Raw genomic sequence first — 18,059 nt, 5'->3', positions numbered from 1 at the left:
CCCGCCTCATGGTGTAGGCGATCAACCGTCCGTAGCGTTCGGGGTGTTGGGGAGCTCGCGGGTGGCGTGGTCGGCGTGTTCATCGGCGTAGATGGCGGCCATGCTGGCTTCGGAGAGGTAGCGGCGGGGGAAGGCGATCCACTCGTCGTGCATCTCGCTGAGCACGGCGGTGACCAGTCGTTCGAGTGCGGCCGGATTCGGGAAGACCTGCACGACGTCGGTCCGGCGCTTGATCTCGCGGTTGATCCGCTCCAGGGGGTTCGACGACTGGATCTTCTTCCAGTGGGAGATGGGAAAAGCGGCGAAGGCGGTCAGGTCCTCCTTGGCCTCCAGCAACATCTGTTTGACCTTGGGGAACTGCTGCCCGAGCATGTCCGCCACCGCGTCGAGCTGATGATGGACGGCATCCGCGGTGGGCTGGATGAAGATGGTGCGGATCGTCGCCGCGACCATCTCGCCGGACCCCTTCGGGATCACCGAGAACACATTCCTCAGAAAATGGACACGACAACGCTGCCAGGCGGCGCCGAGCATGACCTTGCGGATCCCGGCCACCAGACCGCTGTGGCTGTCGGAGATGACCAGACGGACCCCGCCCAGGCCGCGTTCGCGCAGGGAGCGCAGGAACTCGCTCCAGAACGCCTCGCTCTCGCTGTCGCCGACCATCACGCCCAGCACCTCGCGGCCGCCGTCCTCGCTGATCCCGGTGGCGATGACCACGGCCTGCGAGACGATCCGGTGGTTCACGCGGGCCTTGCAGTAGGTGGCGTCCAGATAGAGGTAGGGGAACCGGCTGTGATCCAGCGGCCGGTTGCGGAAGACCGCGAGCTGTTCGTCCAGGTCGCCGCAGATCCGTGAGACCTCGCTCTTTGAGATGCCGCTGTCCGCGCCGAGCGCCTTGACCAGGTCATCGACCGAACGAGTGGACACTCCGTGCACGTATGCCTCCATGATCACCGCGTAGAGCGCCTGGTCGATCCGGCGGCGCCGCTCCAGCAGGCTGGGAAAGAAGCTGCCACTGCGCAATTTCGGGATGCCCAGGTCCAGATCGCCGGCCTGAGTGGCCAGGGTCTTGTCCCGGTGGCCGTTGCGGAAAGCGGTGCGGGTCTCGGCATGCTCGTTCCACTGGGCACCGATCCGGCCGCTGAGTTCGGCCTCGATCAGTTCCTGAAGCATCCGCTCGGCGACGTTGCGGACGAGTTCGATCCCGTCCGCCGTGCGTAGTGACTCCAGCAGGCGTTGTAGGTCAGACTGGGACAAGGCCATCGGGCACCTCCCGGGTTGAACTGGCCGTTCACCAGGGAGATTTGCACGGTGGCCTGCCCTATGCGCAGGGAGCGGAAGCCGTCACCGGATGCACGCCCCGGGCACCCGCCCGCGCACACCCGCAACGTGATCGCCTACACCATCACGCGGGACGTCATCCGTTCCTGGGACCGGCTGCACCCCAAACTGACCCACCGCTCGTCCTGGGCCGCGGCCGACGGCACCCTCCCTATCGTCGAAGGGACGGTGATCCGCCTGGACATCGACCACCTGCCCAGCGGAGCAACACCGAAGCCGGTCTGGCTGTGGTGGTCAGGCACCGACGCCACTGCGGCAGACGCCGACCGGCTTTGGCAGGCATACCTGCGACGCTTCGACATCGAGCACACATTCCGTCTCTTCAAACAGACCCTCGGCTGGACCTCACCGAAGATCCGCACCCCCGAGGCAGCCGACCGATGGACCTGGCTGATCCTCGCCGCCTACACCCAACTGCGGCTCGCCAGGCCGCTGGCAGCCGACCGGCGTCGCCCCTGGGAAAGACCAACTCCGCCGGACAGGCTCACCCCCACCCGAGTCCGCCGCGACTTCCGGCACATCCGCCCGAAGACCGCCTGTCCGGCCCAAGCGCCGAAACCTTCCCGCCCTGGCCCCGGACGACCCCCAGGACGAAAGAACACCCGACCCACCCCACGCCACGACGTCCACACACCCCACAAAACACCGGCGGCGAAACAACGAACGAAGACGTCAACCACCCCACGACCACGCCGCACAGGTTAAAGATCAAGCTAGAGCTGCCCTAGAGCCTGTGTGACGGATTCCGGGCTCGGCGCTCCTGGCATAGCTGCGTGACTGGGCGGCAGCATAGTTGGCCGGACAGTCACGCGAGCGATGGCCACCGGTCGGCGGCCCACTCCAGCCATCCTGACCATCCAGGAGGCGGACCTCCTACCTCGTGTCCGTCAAGTTCCGTGGCATCGGGCTCCTCGAACAGCGTCCTCCAGTGCGAGAGGTCCGTCTCGCTCATCATGAAGGTCTGATCAGGGGTGGTCGACTGGCGATGGGTGATCCGAGCAAGTTGGGTCTTGTGGTCCACCGGCACGTATACGAGTTGGCAGGACGCGCCCCCAGACTTCACCAGCCAGCGGATCGCGGACCTCTCATCACGAGACCAGCATCCGAAATCCAGGATCACGTTCGTTCCCAGTTTCAGCGCCTCCAGCCCCAGCCAGAGCAACCGTCCTTCCAGCACATCGCGCTTCCCGGCCGGCTGCGGATCGCCGAACAGCGGGAGCATCCACTCATCAGGTGTCAGCCGCAGCGCGCTGTGCACCTTGGCCAGTTGTCGCGCTCTCGTGGTCTTTCCGGCCCCGGGCAGGCCGACCGTCAGGAACAACGTCGTCACGCCCGGATCTTGTCACGACGGCCAAGTGATAACGGCCTGAGGCAAAGGCGGATCGAGGCCGCGGTAGGCAGACCGAATTGGCCACAAGATCCGCCGGACAGGCTCTAACCCTGGACAACGCCTACCGTTCGCTGGACGGTGCTCCGGAGGGCACACGGGCTCGGCGAATGCCCGACGAGAACCAACTGAAGGCCGACCCGGGCCAGACGGTGGAGAACCCGGACATCGAGTACCTCGACCAGCAGGGCAACATCGTCGGCTACGGCGAGATCAAGACGATTATGAAAAACAGCTTCAAGAGTTTCAACGGCCAGCTCAGAGAGGCTGTCAAGCAGCTGCGTTGGCGCCAGGACTGGGCGAAAGGTACGGAGGTCAACGAGGTCTTCATACAGGTCCCGGACCTGGTTGATGCCTCGGAGGTCAAGGGGTGGGTCCGCAAATATCGGGGTCTGCGAATAAAGAACAACGGCGGCCTCGACTCGGTCCGCGGGTACCGTCTACGGGTCTACAGCAAGAGCGGCGACAGTCTGGGCACTTTCGACCTGGGCAACAACGCCGACGAAGGTCATGTCGAGGGACATACCTACTATTCGCCGAACGGGTATTCCTACTGATCTGCCTGCTGTCGCTGTCTGACATCAGGCTGTAATCCGGGACAGGGGCGGATGCGTACCGTGAGGGCGCGTCCGCCTCTGTCCCTGACTGAAGGGCACGTTCCTTGCCGCTTTTCCGAGTGTGCGAATCCTTTCCCGACGCCGCGAGTGCGCTGTCGCGGGCGCGCGCGATCATGCGTGATCTAGCCGACTGGAACAGCATTCCCTGGCCCCAACTGGAGCCGGTCAGCACAGCCGAGCAATATGCACACGCCCTCCGTTCCTTCGGCACCGCCCACATCGTCGGGGACAGGGAACCCGGCGCCGTACCGTTCCTGGACGAGCTGCGGCGCCGCGGTGTCGTCACGTTCGACACGGAGCAGCCGTATTCCCGGTTGTTCATGGCGGACCTGCGGCTAGGTCCTGACCTGGCCGATCTCTGGCCGCTGCCCGAGAGCGTGACCCTCAGTCTGAACCGAACCCCGCCCTTTGGCGGGCCCGACAGCGAGCCCGAGGACGACTGCACCGAGCAGGAACTGGACCGGATGGTGGCCGTGCTTGGCCCGCTCATGCTGGCCGCCTCCTGGCACTGCGGCTGGCGCGGAGTGCCCGAGTTCAAAGGCAGCGGTGTGAAACTCTGCCTGAACAGCGTCTGGCTGGATCAGGCCGCCGAGCCGTCCCCCGGCGAGTTCGGTGTCTGGATCGCCCTCGGCTCCCGCGTCGCCTGGTCGCCCGAGGGCGAAGTCTGGCGCCGTGACTCGGGACTCCTGCTGGGCGAAGCACAGCAGGAGTGACCCAAACACTCCGAGCCTCCTACGCTCCGATGGAGGTGAGGGGTGCGCGCCACTGCACGGGGCAGCGGGGAACATGCGCGTGAAGTAGCTGTGGTCGGGCAGGCCGTCTGGCGGGCGATCTCGGCAGCGCCACCGCCGAAGGCCATGTCGAGAGACACATTTGTTACTCACCGAGCGGGTCCTACTGATGCGCCTGCTGCCGCTGGCTGACACCAGGCTGCAACCCGGAGCAGGGGCGGATGCGTACCGTCGGGACGAGTCCGCCCCCGCCCCTGTCGGAAAGGCACGTTCCTTGTCCTCGGCGCTCTATCGAGTGTGTGAATCCTTTCCCGACGCTCCGAGCGCGCTGACTCGCGCGCGAGCGATCTCGCGCGATCTGGCCGACTGGACGTCCTGCCCGACACCCCGAATGGAGCCGGTCACCACAGCCGAGCAATACGCCTACGTCCTCTCTGCCTTCGACACCGCCCGCGTCTACGGGAACCGGGGAGAATCCGGCGTCGGCCCCTCCCTGGACGAACTGCGGCGTCGCACCGTCGTCACGTTCGACAACGACGAGCCGAACTCCTGGTTCGCCGGGTACGTGAGACTCCGCCCCAACCTGACCGACCTCTGGCCGCTGCCCGCGGGGCTGACCCTCACTCTGGACTCGACCTCGCCCTTCGGTGATCCTTACACCGAGCCCGACCCCGACTGCACCGAGGACGAACTGGATCACATGGTTTCCGTTCTCGGACCGTTGGCTCTGAACGCAAGCTGGGACTGCGGCTGGCGCGGTCTCGCCGAGTCCAAGGACTGCGGCGTGCAACTTTGCGCCAACAGCATCTGGACGCGCCAGACCGCCGAACCGTCCCCCGGCGAGTTCGGCGTCTGGATCTCCCTCGGCAACCGCATCGCCTGGACGACCGAAGGCGAGAACTGGCGCCGCGACTGCGGACTTTCGCTGGGCGAACCCCAGCAAGGCTGGTGACTTGGACGCCCGGAGCTTTACGCCCCGGTGGAGGCGAGGCGTGCGGGGTGACGCCCGGGTAGGGCGGAACACGTGGGCGAAGCAATGGATGTCGGGCAGGCTGCCCGGCAGTCTTCCCCGACGACCGGCAGGCAGGTGCCGGTCAGCAGCCAGCCAGCCTCGCTGGACTCAGTAGCTGTTGTCGTTCCGATCTTGAGGGGTGTGCGTCGAACGGGAGTCTCGATCGGGTGGTTGGCGCCGGCTGCGGGCATGAAGACAGGGCCTCTCGGTAGCTCGGGGTTGCGAAGCCAACCGAGATCCAGGAGACCCTGTTGCCGCAGTTGTATGTGCTTACGCCGGTGGAGTTCAACTCGGCTGCACCGACGTGTGATTGTGTCGCTCACCGGTTCGGAAACGCGGCCGATCACCCGGAACGTGTTCGACGGTATCCCTCGGACATGACGGACGCGGAGTGGGCCGTGGTCCGGCCGCTGCTGCCGGTGCCCGGCTGGCTGCGCGGCCGGGGCGGACAACCGGAGGCGTACTGCTACCGGGCAATACTCGATGCGATCCGCTACCTCGTCGACAACGGCATCAAGTGGCGGGCCATGCCCGGCGACTTCCCGCCGTGGGACCGCGTCTACGCGTTCTTCCGCCGCTGGCGCGACCACCTGCTGGTCAAGGAGTTCCACGACCGGCTGCGCGCCAGGGTCCGCGAGAAGTCGGGCCGTGACGTGGAGCCGACAGCCGGGGTGATCGACTCACAGTCCGTCAAGGCGGACGCAGTCGTCGGATCGGACAGCTGCGGCTTCGACGGCGGCAAGCTGGTCAACGGGTGCAAGCGGCATGTCGTGGTCGACACGCTCGGCCTGCTGCTGGGCGTGATGGTCACCGCTGCGGACACCGGCGACCGCGCCGCGGCCCAGGTCCTGCTGCGGCAAGTCGCCGACGCACACCACCGGTTGGAGCTGGTCTGGGCCGACGGCGGCTACACCGGCAGCCTCATCGAGTACTGCCTGGCCACGTTCATCCTGGTCCTCGCGATCGTCAAGCGCAGCGACGACATGCGTGGCTTCGTGGTTCTGCCCAAGCGGTGGATCGTCGAGCGTCTCTTCGCCCACCTGATGCGCACCCGCCGCCTGGCACGCGACTTTGAGCGCGGCACCACCAGCGCCGAGGCGATGATCTATTGGTCGATGACACTGCTCATGACCCGCCGCCTGGCCCGGCCACACCCGCAGCGAGCATGAACCGGCCCGGCTGCCGCTCGGCCAGCCAGCCCCGCGCGACCAGACGTTTCGCCTTCGACCGCAACGCCTCCACCTTGGACGGCACCGCGTCCAGACCGAACAGCACGGCCAACTCCTGGCAGGCCAGTGGCCCTTGATGGAGCCGGTCCCGGTCCGCGAGCACGGTGAGGATGCGCTGATAATCCACCGACAGCACCGACCAGGCCAGCCCCTCACGCCACATCGGCACCTGGGACTTCGACTTCGCCGCGGTCGGTGCTGACGATGTCTCCTCGGCCTGGGCGTGGCTTTGCCCTGGCTCGTCCACGGGGGCCAGTACCTCACCGACCCGCGAGCGGGCGATGGCCCACTCCCGCCATTCCCGCTCGGCCACGGCCAACTCTGCCTGGACGCGGTCGGCTTCTTCCCTCAGCCCATCCACGCGACGGCGGGCGGCGACCTCGCGCTGTTCCAGCAGCCCCACAACCGACGGCATCCACGACCTCCACCGGAGCGACGACACGACACGCCATCACTCCCAACGAATCATCGACCCTATGCCTGACCAGCGAAAACGCAGTCCTCAAGTCCGGAAAGACAACAGCTTCTGACCGACGGCAGCAACCCCTTGGCGGAACAGAACAGTTCGGGAACCACAACAGCCACAGTGGCCACCTCCGGTCTGGACTCATTCCTCACCCGCACGGAAAGCGGAAAGACCCAGGTCTACCTGACCGACGCCCTGGGCAGCGTGGTCGGTCTGGCCAACTCGGACGGCACGGTCGCGACGACCTACGCCTACGACCCCAACGGCACACCCACCGCTTCGGGTTCGGCGACGACAAGCCCGTACACGTTCACCGGCCGCGAGGACGACGGCACCGGCCTGCTGTACTACTGCGACCGCTACTACGACCCGCAAGACCGGCCGCTTCATCTCCCAGGACCCGAGCGGCCAGGCCGGCGGCACCAACCTCTACGAGTACGCCCTGTCGTCCCCGACCACGTACACCGACCCCTCCGGCAACAATCCCCTGATCGCCGCGTGTGTGATCGGCGGCCTCATGGACGGCGGCCTCGACTGGCTCACCCAGCGACTGTCCGGACGCAAGGTCAACTGGGGCCAGGTCGGCCAGTCCGCCGTCACCGGCTGCCTGGCCGGCATGCTCGGCGAAGGCCTCGGAGCCCTGGCCGAAGGCAGAGCCGGTTCCAGACTCGGCAGCTGTGCCCTCCCCAACAGCTTCACCGCCGACACCCTCGTCCTCATGGCCGACGGAACCCGCAAGCCCATCAAGGACGTCGCCATCGGCGACACCGTCGTCGCCACCGACCCCGAGACCGGCAACACCGGCCCACGCAAGGTCACTGCCCTGATCAAGGGGAAGGGCAAGAAACAACTGGTCGACGTCACCGTCGACACCGACGGCCTGACGGGCGGCAAGACCGGCACCGTAACCGCGACCGACGGCCACCCCTTCTGGGTGCCCCAAATCCACCAGTGGATCAGCGCCGGTGACCTCACCGCGGGTCAGTGGCTGCAGACAAGTGCCGGCACCTGGGTCCAGATCACCGCCGCCAGCCGCCGCACCGAGCAGGCCTCGGTCTGCAACCTGACCGTCGACGGCCTGCACGCCTACTACGCACTCGTGGGCTCGACGCCGCTTCTGGTCCACAACTGCGGGGTGGACCCGGCCGCGGCCGACCCGGACTTCACCGTAGGAGCCATCCGCAATACGGACGGCACACGGACCATCCCCGAGGACTCCCTGCTGTACCGGCCACCGGGAGTGAACCGGGTCGGGCAAGGTAGGTTCGAGGGCAAAATCGAGATCGACAAGGACGGCCCGAAGTCGCGTACGGGCGAAGCGACAGAAGCCTTCGTACGCATCCTCGACAAGCTGCCCGACATGCACCTGCCCGGGCATTTCCCGGGCTCGGGCTGACACGCGAGGTGGGGCTCGAATGGATCCGCGGGCGACTCTGCAGGCGTTGAAGCGCCGGGCCGAGGAAGGAGAGTCGCCGGAAAGCCTCTCCCACTCCGCGCTCGACCTCGTCGGGCGGTCGGCTGCCGAGACTGCCGTGCCGTTCGATGACGAAACCCGGCGGATGGCGGTACGCCTGGCGGGCGGCACCATGATCCACGGTGGCCGGGTCGCGGGGGAGGATCGACTGCGCGGAGCCAGGGTCCTGGCCGGGTTCCTGCACGCACTGGCCGGGCGCGGAGTCCATCTCATCACCCCCGACGAGCCTCAGGCACAAGAAGAGGGGGAACGGACAGCAGCCGTGTACGGCCCGCTGGGAATGACCGTCGGTGTCCTGCGGACAGACATGAGCCGGGCAGAACGCAGAGCTGCCTACGGCGCCGACGTCACCGTCGGGGCCTACCGCAGGTTCGGGCTGGATCTGCTCCATGACCGGCAGGCCATGGCCCCTGAGGACCGCAGCCGCCGGGATGCTCCCGCCGCGGTGGTGAAAGACCCCGGACACGTCCTGGTCGCCCCCATCGCCGAGCCGCTGACGCTGGTGGAGGACGACGCGTCCCCGGCGCACGAACTGCGTAAGGTGGCCCGATTGACGGCCGCCTTGAGCGACGGCCAGGACTATGCCGTCGATACGGACCGAGGAGTGGTGCGGCTGACTCCCAAGGGCCGCGACCGACTTCACGATGCCTTCGGAGTGACCGACCCGGCGGGTATGGAGACCCTGCTGCTGGAAAAGCGCGTCGGAGAAGCGGTCCTCGCGAACCACCGCTACGTACAAGGGCGGGACTACGACGTTGCCGACGCCAAGGTGGTGCCCGTCTCCTCCGGGGAACTGCCCAAGGGAGTGCGCCTGCGCGGCGGGCTGCTTCAGGCCATCGAGGTCAAAGAGGGCCTGACGGTGAGCGATGCCCAATGGGTCACGACGACGGTCTCAGTCTTCGAGTACTTTCGGCGGTATCCCCACGTGGGCGGTACCTCGCTGGCGGAGCTGATGTTCACAGCCGAGCTGGAGGAGCTTTTCGGGCTCACGGTGTGGGATCTTCGAGGACCCGACGAGCTGAGCACCCAGCAGCAGTACGCGCAGCAGATGGCCGTATACCTGGACCTGAACCGTCGTATCGCCAGGTGGAGCCGACTGGGCGAGCAGCAGCGAGCCGAACTGAACGATCTGCGTGACCGTAGCTGGGAGCCGCACGAACTGCGGACTCTGCTGCGTCATTCGGTCGGCGAAGCGGTCAGGGAGGAGCTGCGACGCAGTGACGGCGATCCCCGGCGACTGCGCCGTGGACTTGGCGAGTTGGCCGGCGGCCGCCCGCCGGAGCGGCTCACAGATACCGGGGATCCGCAGAGTATCGCGGACACCGTGCTCACGAATGCGCGGAGGGTCTGTGACGACCGCCTGCTGGCGGACCCGGACACCCAGCGCGGAGGCGTGCAGTCCGCGGTCGACCAAGCAGCCGTCTATCAGGCCCAGGCCGAGATGTATTACCGGGATCTCCACTGGCCCGATGACCTCGCGGCCTTCGAGGAGGCGCTGACGGGAGTCCATGAGGGACTCCGGACGCAGTTCGGCCGTGCGGTGGCCCGCCACGCCCTGCGCCGCAACTGAGCCTTGTTTCCTGGGGACTTACCGCACAGACACCGGCAGACCTTGAAGCGGCCCATGAACAACTCGATCACTTCCTGAAGGACGGCTCACTGATGATGCGAAGCAGACGTGGAGTCCTGCGCACCTCTGTTGCCGCGGCCGTCGGAGTCGGCGCCCTGGGCGTTGTCGGTGCTGCCGCGCTGAGGGGCGAGTCAGGCCACGGAAAAGGGACTCCCTCGCACTCGAGCCGGTCGGCGAGGACCTGGGGCGCGTCCCTGTGAGCGACGAACCCGCTCACCGTGGCCGGCTCGGCACCGGTGGCAGCCTCCGCCAGGCGGTGGGCGGCGGGACGATCCAGACGTGCCCACAGCAGCCGGACTGGCTCCAAGATCACCCGCAGATTCTCCGGCGGCAGGAGTATCGCGAGAGCCCAACAGAAAAACACTCCGGGCCCCGGAGAATCAGTCGTGACATCCCCGGGGCCCGATGCATGGAACCGCATTGTTCAGGACGGACGCTGGAATCCAGAGCGCCATCCGACGGACAGTCCCCAGTGGACTTCAGGGCTGGCCGTAACCGTGATTTCGACCTGTTGCTTGCTGCTGGCCAAGCCGATTTCGTTGTAGGTCGTCGAGGGTGTGGCCGCGCACGGGATGGTGTAGGTGGCCAGTTTCCCGATGGCTATGGTCGTTTTCCCCTCGCCGGTGCATTCGGTCGCCACGGCAACCGTCCCCGCCTTGATGTTCCCGATCACGGCCACCTCTTCCGACCCTGTCCTGTTCGCCAGACGGACGAGGGTCTTGGCCGAACCGGAGATGTCGGGCGGAGTCTTCGTCAGATCAATGGCAGAAGAACGAGGGGAAGGCGATGCTGAGGCTGTCGGGGTTTTGCGCGGTGAGCTCTGACCGTTGTGCGCTGTGCACCCCGCGATCAGGGGAACGCTCGCCGCGAAGGCGATCGTCACTGCCGCACGGACCTTGGTCAGCTTATCCATGTGTACCAGCCGACGGTGTAAGGCGTGTACGAGACGATCGTCGAAGGCTTGGAGCTCTCGCAGTTGCTGTACACGTAGTAGCTGGTGCCGGTGACGCGTCGTCGCCAAACGCCGTACTTGGCGTTGAGGGTCTTGTGCGCCGGGATGGCGGAGGTTACCGAGTTGCCCAGTTTCGCGGTCAGTGATGCTGACAGGTTGACGCCGAAGGTGGCTTCCTGGCGCGAGACGAGCTCGCTGAGCGTGACCTTCAGCGATCCGCTGAAGCTGATGCCGACGGTCCCTGACGCCTCGGCCGAGAACGTGGTGCTCTCCTTGCTGCTGGTGCCGTTGTAGTTGGACTGAGGGGCGCCGATGGCGCGGATGTATCTGCCTCCGAGGTGAGTGGGCCGGTAGACGCCGCCCGAGTCGCAGAACCGACCGGCAGGTGCATTGCCGCCAGGCGTGTCCGTGGGGGCCGCCGGCTCGGATGTGACGGCCGCGGGGTCCGTAGGCGCGTCGGTGAGGTCCGTCTCCGCGGGATCGACCGGCGGCAGCGTGCTCAGCGTGCCGTCGTCGTCGTTGCCGTCGATGGAGAACCATCCTTGGAGGTCGACGATGAGCTGGACGGTGCCGCCGCTGGCGTTGTAGATGCTCACCGCGCCCTGGTCACCGGGCTGGGCGATCACCAGGTCGGTGGTCGGGGTGTTCGCCTGGAAGTTGTCCACCGACGTCGTCGACGGCATCGGCTGCCCGGTCGGCCACACGCGAAGATAGCCGGAGTTCTGCTGTCCGGTCGTGGTCAGGTTGAGTACGGCCGCGCCGAAGGAGGTGGGGATACCGTCATGGCCCGCCACGGTCACGCTGACGCTGCTGTCGGCCGGGATGGCGGTGGCGGTGCGGGTGTCGAGCAGGCGGTCCTGGGTGGCGGTGAAGACCCCGTCACCGGAAGTTGCCTGGGTGAAGTAGCCGTAGACGTCGAGGACCACGTCGACCGACTGGGTGGACGACCCGTTCTTCAGGGTGATCTGGCCATTTGCGCCTACGGGGATCACCGCGCCCTGCGACGTGGTGACGCTCTTGTAGTCGACGACCGGCTGCCCGGCCGATCCTCCGGTGGCGTACGCGTACAGGGTCCCGGCACTGCCGGGAGAGGGGACGGTGATGTTGGCGTAGACCGACGCCTCGTCGGTGATGCCGTCCTTACCGTCGATCTGGACGTTCAGCGTGCCACCGGGTGCGATCTTCGCCTGCGTGGCGCCGGTGCCGTCACGGGTGTCGACGAGTCGTGACTGCGTGACCGGAACGTACCCGCCCGGGGAGGCGGTGCCGCCGTCGGAGGTGAAATAGCCACTGACGCTCACGATGAGGTCGACGGTGCCGCTGGAGTTGTAGGCGTCGATCTTCCCGTCCGAACCGACTGCCACGATGGCCGAGTTGCTTGCGTCGGCGCTGCTGGAGAAGTTGATGACGGACGCCGGGTTGGGCCTGGAGGTGCCGTCGGGCCACAGCTCCAGGTAACTGCCGGACGAGGTGGCGTTGGCCGCGGTGATGTCCAGCGACACGGCCGAAACACCGGAACTGGGGATGCCGCCCTGCCCCAGTACCTGGAAGGCGGCGGTCGAAGCCGCACCGAGCGCGCTGCCGACGCCGAGCGCCGAGCGCGTGTCAACGATTTTGGCAGCGGGCGAGACAGCGGAGAAGTTCCCGCTCGTAGTGGTGGCACCTGCCTGGGCGATGCTGGTCAGGCCGAAGCCGGCAAGGACCGTGAAGAAGACGACAGCCAGGGACAGACGTCTGTGTCTTGTACGTCTTGCTTGCAACATATGTGAACCCCCCTATATTTCACGGAATTCACTCCCCGATAGGGGGCATGTCCATGTCGGAGGATCGTAAAGATCACCTACTTAAACAAACAACGATCTTTGACTAAAGGACACATAAAGAAGAGGAGGGCTGATGGGCTCTGACCTGCACGAATCCATCGCCCGATCACCCCTGGCGCCCCGTCAATAATCAGCACAGCACCAGCAGTTCACCGCCTACGCCCTCGTTTATCGATGAGAACCACCGACGCCTCTCCGAGACCACCGCCCTACCCCTGAAGTCCGAACTCGGAGAGACCGCGATCGGCACCGGCATCAACGGCCACCCTCCTACGCCGTGCCCGGGTGGCGTCGGCCTCGCAGCGGTGCTGGGCACAGACTGCCTCGGCCGGGGCCAGCGCATGGTCAGGCTCGGGGAACACACGTCGGCCGAGTTCCCGCATCGCACGGGTCTGCCGTTCGACCGCCTCCGTGACGTCCAGGTCCGCCAACCAAAGTGGGGCGGCGCCCCCCAGCGACGGCTCTCCGGTGACACCGCTGCCGAGCACACCGCGGAGAACACATGAATCGCAGCATCGAAGCCCTGGCACAGCCACCCGCCGACGCCGGGACAAACCGAGTCCGCCGTTCAGAAGGCACTGAAGGCAGCCCACAAGACACGCACCCCGGTGAGCGTGGCCCCCATCGCCAGAGCGGCCGGAGTGTCCACCGACTTCATCTGCCGACATCCCGTCGTCCTACGCCCGCAGGTCGAGGCGCTCCGCCGGGCACGACGTGATGCCATCCCGGGCGACGCAGCTCACGCCCCCGAGGCTGAGGCTGCCGCCAGTACGCTGGTCCACCGCCTCATCCAACAGCCGGCCGCCGGCCGCCGCAAACACCGTGAAGAAGGTGCCCAACTGCAGGCCGCTCTCGCTGCGGCACACGGCGAACTGCCCGCCCTGCGACGGCACTTGCAGGGGTGAGGCGGCCGCCCGGCGGGCCATCTCGACCGTCAGCAGCCTCCCAGGAATGACGACGCTACAAGATCTTGCCGCTCGCCTGGACCGAGTCGAGACCGAACTCGCACTGCACCGGCCGGCCCACGACTACTGCGTGTGTGCCGACCACCGCCACCCAGTCCGCTGAAGGCATTTTGGACAGCGGACGCCGTGTGGGAGACCAGCTCGGACCAGATGTTCACGGGGATCGAAGCCATCTGCGCGGCGGTCGAGCAGCAGCGGCAGGCATTCCCGATCATGCAGCATGCCACCGCCAACCACACGGTGGAAATCGACGGCGCTGTCGCGACCGGTCGATCTGACGTCGTGGTCCTGGCCCAACTTCGCGATCACCGCTGGATTGCCGGTGGAGGTACCTACGAGGACGAGTAGCGGCGCAAGGGAGGGTTCTGGCGCATAGCGCGGCGCCGGGTAGTACGTCCCTTCGACCCTGCGCCTTTGGCACCGAGTGACGGACCCGTCCATGTCGACGAACCAGTCCGGGTCAATGCTGGCGGTGCTGATGAGCCGCATCGGTAGAAGGCGTTCGTCAGCGGTATACCGCTGACGAACGGGCCAGGACGACCAATCCTTCACAGCGCCACCACGCAGGAGACGACGTGGTCGCGCAGGCCCACCTGGTGGCCGACCCAGAGATACGCCCTTCGTAACGTTCCCTGCGCCGAACGCGCAACCCATCGTGTTCCGCCCTCGCGAACCATCGCGCTCCCCGAAGCACGCGACCGGCACACTCCATGCGATCACTTGCAAACAACCGTGCTCTGTCATACGTGTGGCTGAGCCCCGCAGTTGGTTCTGACCGCTCTTCCGTGAGGCCCACGCCATCCGCGGGACACTGCCAGACGGTGGGCATCGCCGGATGCCCTGCTCCGCAGTGTCAGGGCGTGCTGAGATGCTGGCACCATCAAGTCCAGGTGGTGGGAGTGGTGCATGGGGACGTGGGGGACCGGTCCATTCGACAGCGACATGGCCGCAGACTTCGTCGATGGCCTTGCAGGGAAGTCGCCTGAGCAGGTAATTGAAGCGATGGCGAGGGCTTTCCAGCGAGTGGTGGACTCAGGTTCGCGCGTGGATGGTGGGGACGCGGCCGAAGCCGTTGCCGCTGCTGCTCTTGTCGCGGCCCAGATTCCGGGCAGTCAGGTAGTGATCGATCCTGATGACGGTCCTTCTGAGCCGTTGCCTGTCCTGCCGCTCTTGCTCCGGCCCGTGGCCGGTCGGGCACTTCGTTGTGTTCTGCAGGACGGTTCGGAGCTGGCCGCAGGCTGGGTCGAGAGCAGTGATGCCCAACAGTGGCGAACGACGGTTCAGACGATCACTCGTGCCCTGGACGTCGCCCCCTGACGGCTGGCCCTCGAAGGGCTGGACTGCAGGATCGTTCCGCCAGGGGATGACGTCGACATGAAGTTGGAATCGGTCGAAGACTTCCTCTTCCCGGGCCTGAACCTCACGGTGCGCCAGGCCGTGCTCGCGGACGACTATTTGATGATCGACGCGGCGGGCTGCGGACCCCCAGGACCATGCCCTCAGTGTCAGCATCCTGCCGCACGCGTTCACAGCCGCTACTGGCGTCACATAGCCGGGCTGCCCGTCGGTGGTCACCGGGTGATCGTCCGACTCTGCGTGCGTCGGTTCCTCTGTGATCAAAGCCAGTGCCGACGCCGGACATACGTGGAACAGGTGGCGGGCCTGACCGAGCCGCGCCTTCGTACCTCAACGGCGGCCCGGTCGGCGATGAGAGCGGTCGCCGTGGAACTCGGCGGCCGCCCGGGTCAACGCCTATGCACGAAACTGCGGATCCATGGTCGGCGGACGAACCTCCTGAGGCAGTTGGCCGCTCAGCCCGTGCCGGACCAGGCCCCACGGATCCTCGGAATCGACGAGTTCGCGTTCCGCAAGGGCCGGACTTACGGCACCGTCCTCGTCGACGTCGAGTCCTCCAGGCCGGTGGACGTGCTGCCGGATCGAGAAACTGGCACGGTCGCCGCCTGGCTCCAGGAGCATCCCGGCGCCGAGATCATCTGTCGAGACCGTCTGATGGCATTCACCAAGGCCATCAGGCAGGCCGCCCCGGACGCGCTGGAAGTGGCCGATCGTTGGCACCTCCTCCAGAACCTCTCGGCGGCCGTGGAGAAGACCTGCCGTCGGCATCGTGAGTGCCTACGGCGACCAGCCGGACCAGAGTCCAACCCACCGTTGGCCACTCCGCAGACGCCGCTCCTGGACCGGGTCCGACGACGCCACGCGGAGGTCAACGAGCTGGTCGACACCGGCCTGTCGCTCAGCGCCATCGGCCGCCGCCTGCAGTTGGACCGCAAGACGGTTCGGCGCTACCGGAACAAGGACCTGGCGGGGCTCCTCGCCTCCGCGCAGGACCGCGGGCACGGTGTCCTCGACCCGTTCATTGAGCACGTGCAGCACCGCTTCCAGACGGGCTGCACCAACTCGATGCAGCTCTATCGCGAATTGCTCGCTCTCGGCTACACCGGCGGATACCACGTTGTGAACCGCTACGTGATGGCCATCCGGGAGGGCATCGCGGTCCCTGCCCGCTCGATGACTCCCCGTCCTCGCGATATCACCTCATGGATCATGCGCCCCCAGGAGACACTTGGGCTCTCTGACGTTGCCCGGCTGGAGGCTGTTCGGAGTGCCTGCCCAGAGATCGCCTTGGCCTGCGACCTCGCGCGGGAGTTCACCGACATGCTTCGCGACCGTCGCGGCCACCTACTCCGGGATTGGATCCAGAAGGCCGAGCTGGGCGGCCCCGACGCCATTGGCATCTTCGCCGACTCCATCCGCCAAGACCTCCACGCCGTCACCGCCGGCCTCACCCTGCCCTACAGCTCCGGCATCGTGGAAGGACACGTCAACAGAATAAAAACGATCAAGCGGCAAATGTACGGTCGAGCCTCGTTCGCTTTGCTCAGAGCCCGCGTCCTCCTTGTGCCGTAGCTATCACGGAAGAGCGGTCAGAACCCCGCAGTTGGCCATTCAGCGCTCCAGTTGGCCACCGCGATCGTGGCAACGGTGAGCTGCGACGGGCCCGTGTCGGCCGGATGTCAGCCGTCGGGCGGGGCTGTCGGTGATCCATAGGCAATGTGTCGGGGACCGCTGGAACCGTGGGCGTCGAGCTGGCCTACAGGGCAGCCGCAGCCGCCTTCACCAGCAAGGGAGCCCCGCCGCAATGACGTCCGCATCCTCCGTCCTGCCCTGGGATGTTCAACGGCTACCGCGTGCCGATGGCAGCGTCTTCCTGGTCACCGGCGCCAACGCCGGCATCGGGTACTTCGTCGCGGAGCAGTTGTCCGCGACCGGAGCCACTGTCCTGCTGGGCAGCCGGAATCCCGCGAAAGCCGAAGTCGCCACGGCCTCGATCCGCTCGTGTGTCCCTGGCGCACGAGTGCGGGCCGTACGGCTGGACCTCGCCGACCTCTCGTCGCTCAGAACAACGGTGGAATCACTGGATGTGGACTGCCTCGACGCGGTGGTCCACAACGCCGGCGTCGCGCTCGACGACCCGCCGCGCAGGGAGACTGGGGACGGTCACGAGCTCATGTTCGGCACGAACCACCTCGGGCACTTCGCGCTGACCCACTGGCTGATGCCGCTGTTGTCGGCCGCACGGACGGCCCGCATCGTGACCACGGGCAGCTTCGCGGCGAAGTCCGAGCGGCTCGACGTCGACGACCTCCAATCCCGGAGGGACTACCGGGCGAAGCGCGCCTACGCATGCTCCAAGCTGGCGCAGATGTACTTCGGCCTCGAACTCGACCGCCGCCTGCGCGCCCTCGACAGCACGGTGGCAAGCGTGGTGGTCCATCCCGGCGGTGCGCTGGACTCCCTGACCCCGTCACGGCCGCCGGTCCATGTGCGGACCGCTGGTGCGCGGCTCGGCGGGGCACCAGCCGCCCTCCTCGTCCAGGGCAAGGACGCCGGCGCATGGCCTGCGGTCCGCGCGGTGCTCGACCCGACCGTGCGCGGAGGACAGCTGTGGGGACCGCGCGTCTTCAGCCTGCGCGGCAAACCCCACCGTGAACCGGTGTGGGACCACCTCGCCGACACTTCCGTAGCGGCGCGCTTGTGGGACGCAAGCTGCGACCTGACCGGAGTCGACCTCGGCGCCATCCCCGGATAACCCCGGCCGAGGGCCGGCCAACAAGCGTGCTCAGGGTCGTCGACTGCGGCGCTCAGTCATAGCTCGGAAGCGGCGGTCAGGCCCGAGGTGAACGGCCGCTGCACGGGGGCGGATTGGTCACCCCGTCACCCCGTCACCCCGTCACCCCAGCACGACCAAGCCCGTCGAACGGCTGGGGAGTCCCCACAGGCACCCGAGCAAGCGATACCGAACCGGACATCAGGTCACGTACCGCCCTCTGAGTTCTTCCGCCCAGCGACGCCCCTTCCCAGCAACGCGCCGACACCGTACAGGCCGTGCTGGCGGCACAGGGCAGTG

At 66.8% G+C, this 18,059-nt stretch carries 16 protein-coding genes and 2 pseudogenes; 12 read left to right on the top strand and 6 right to left on the bottom strand.

All coding sequences use genetic code 11. The features are described 5' to 3' along the window. Positions 1-21: 21 nt before the first annotated feature. Entirely contained in the window at positions 22-1,266 is a 1,245-nt protein-coding gene (locus tag OG504_RS52110; protein ID WP_405992699.1) for an IS256 family transposase, read from the bottom strand. A gap of 60 nt (positions 1,267-1,326) precedes the next feature. On the opposite strand from OG504_RS52110, the pseudogene OG504_RS52105 reads away from it, so the two are divergent. Next, positions 1,327-2,049 (top strand): annotated as a pseudogene (locus OG504_RS52105) (transposase); the annotation flags it as partial. Between the two features lie 100 nt (positions 2,050-2,149). On the opposite strand, the gene OG504_RS52100 reads toward OG504_RS52105, so the two are convergent. After that, entirely contained in the window at positions 2,150-2,674 is a 525-nt protein-coding gene (locus OG504_RS52100) for an AAA family ATPase (RefSeq protein ID WP_405996196.1), read from the bottom strand. A 167-nt stretch (positions 2,675-2,841) separates the two neighbouring features. On the opposite strand from OG504_RS52100, the gene OG504_RS52095 reads away from it, so the two are divergent. The 4 genes from OG504_RS52095 to OG504_RS52080 all read left to right on the top strand — a co-directional run bounded on the left by OG504_RS52095 (position 2,842) and on the right by OG504_RS52080 (position 6,260). Next, a complete protein-coding gene (locus tag OG504_RS52095; protein ID WP_405996195.1) occupies positions 2,842-3,288 on the top strand; it encodes a hypothetical protein in 447 nt (148 codons plus the stop codon). Between the two features lie 173 nt (positions 3,289-3,461). After that, a complete protein-coding gene (locus OG504_RS52090) occupies positions 3,462-4,061 on the top strand; it encodes a hypothetical protein (RefSeq protein WP_405996194.1) in 600 nt (199 codons plus the stop codon). Positions 4,062-4,353: 292 nt separating this feature from the next. Continuing rightward, entirely contained in the window at positions 4,354-5,031 is a 678-nt protein-coding gene (locus OG504_RS52085; RefSeq protein WP_405996193.1) for a hypothetical protein, read from the top strand. Positions 5,032-5,468: 437 nt separating this feature from the next. Continuing rightward, positions 5,469-6,260 carry an IS5 family transposase gene (locus OG504_RS52080; protein WP_405996192.1) on the top strand — a complete coding sequence of 264 codons (792 nt, stop codon included), beginning with the start codon at positions 5,469-5,471 and terminating at the stop codon, positions 6,258-6,260. On the opposite strand, the gene OG504_RS52075 is transcribed toward OG504_RS52080, so the two are convergent. Continuing rightward, on the bottom strand, positions 6,217-6,735 hold the full coding sequence (locus tag OG504_RS52075) for a hypothetical protein (protein WP_405996191.1): 519 nt from the start codon (positions 6,733-6,735) through the stop codon (positions 6,217-6,219). The two genes, OG504_RS52080 and OG504_RS52075, sit on opposite strands and share 44 nt — an antisense overlap. Before the next feature lie 436 nt (positions 6,736-7,171). On the opposite strand from OG504_RS52075, the pseudogene OG504_RS52070 reads away from it, so the two are divergent. From OG504_RS52070 to OG504_RS52060, 3 genes and pseudogenes are all read left to right on the top strand, one after another. After that, positions 7,172-7,252: pseudogene (locus tag OG504_RS52070) on the top strand (hypothetical protein); the annotation flags it as partial. A 36-nt stretch (positions 7,253-7,288) separates the two neighbouring features. Beyond that, complete coding sequence (locus OG504_RS52065; RefSeq protein WP_405996190.1) at positions 7,289-8,182, top strand: polymorphic toxin-type HINT domain-containing protein; 894 nt, start codon at positions 7,289-7,291, stop codon at positions 8,180-8,182. 19 nt (positions 8,183-8,201) lie between these two features. Further along, a complete protein-coding gene (locus tag OG504_RS52060) occupies positions 8,202-9,830 on the top strand; it encodes a hypothetical protein (RefSeq protein ID WP_405996189.1) in 1,629 nt (542 codons plus the stop codon). A gap of 484 nt (positions 9,831-10,314) precedes the next feature. Here the strand turns inward: OG504_RS52060 and OG504_RS52055 are convergent, their stop codons facing one another. The 3 genes from OG504_RS52055 to OG504_RS52045 all read right to left on the bottom strand — a co-directional run bounded on the left by OG504_RS52055 (position 10,315) and on the right by OG504_RS52045 (position 13,558). Then, on the bottom strand, positions 10,315-10,803 hold the full coding sequence (locus tag OG504_RS52055; RefSeq protein WP_405996188.1) for a hypothetical protein: 489 nt from the start codon (positions 10,801-10,803) through the stop codon (positions 10,315-10,317). Continuing rightward, on the bottom strand, positions 10,791-12,605 hold the full coding sequence (locus tag OG504_RS52050) for a hypothetical protein (RefSeq protein WP_405996187.1): 1,815 nt from the start codon (positions 12,603-12,605) through the stop codon (positions 10,791-10,793). The genes OG504_RS52055 and OG504_RS52050 overlap by 13 nt, the downstream gene beginning before the upstream one ends. Positions 12,606-13,342: 737 nt before the next feature. Continuing rightward, the gene (locus tag OG504_RS52045; protein WP_405996186.1) at positions 13,343-13,558 is read right to left on the bottom strand and encodes a hypothetical protein; all 216 of its coding nucleotides are present in this window, start codon (positions 13,556-13,558) and stop codon (positions 13,343-13,345) included. Positions 13,559-13,702: 144 nt separating this feature from the next. Between OG504_RS52045 and OG504_RS52040 the strand changes: the two genes are divergently transcribed. The 4 genes from OG504_RS52040 to OG504_RS52025 all read left to right on the top strand — a co-directional run bounded on the left by OG504_RS52040 (position 13,703) and on the right by OG504_RS52025 (position 17,741). Then, positions 13,703-13,978, top strand: coding sequence for a nuclear transport factor 2 family protein (locus OG504_RS52040; RefSeq protein WP_405996185.1), 276 nt, complete (start codon positions 13,703-13,705; stop codon positions 13,976-13,978). A 558-nt stretch (positions 13,979-14,536) separates the two neighbouring features. Then, a complete protein-coding gene (locus OG504_RS52035; RefSeq protein ID WP_405987881.1) occupies positions 14,537-14,947 on the top strand; it encodes a DUF4259 domain-containing protein in 411 nt (136 codons plus the stop codon). Between the two features lie 57 nt (positions 14,948-15,004). Further along, complete coding sequence (locus tag OG504_RS52030; RefSeq protein ID WP_405987882.1) at positions 15,005-16,558, top strand: ISL3 family transposase; 1,554 nt, start codon at positions 15,005-15,007, stop codon at positions 16,556-16,558. Between the two features lie 232 nt (positions 16,559-16,790). Continuing rightward, a complete protein-coding gene (locus tag OG504_RS52025) occupies positions 16,791-17,741 on the top strand; it encodes an SDR family NAD(P)-dependent oxidoreductase (protein ID WP_405996184.1) in 951 nt (316 codons plus the stop codon). Positions 17,742-18,059 lie beyond the last annotated feature (318 nt).

The sequence above is a fragment of the Streptomyces sp. NBC_00986 genome, assembly GCF_045162565.1.
In the GTDB taxonomy this organism is placed as follows: domain Bacteria; phylum Actinomycetota; class Actinomycetes; order Streptomycetales; family Streptomycetaceae; genus Streptomyces.
The sequence above is the reverse complement of the archived record's forward strand: the minus strand, read 5'-3'. Positions and strand labels throughout refer to the sequence as shown.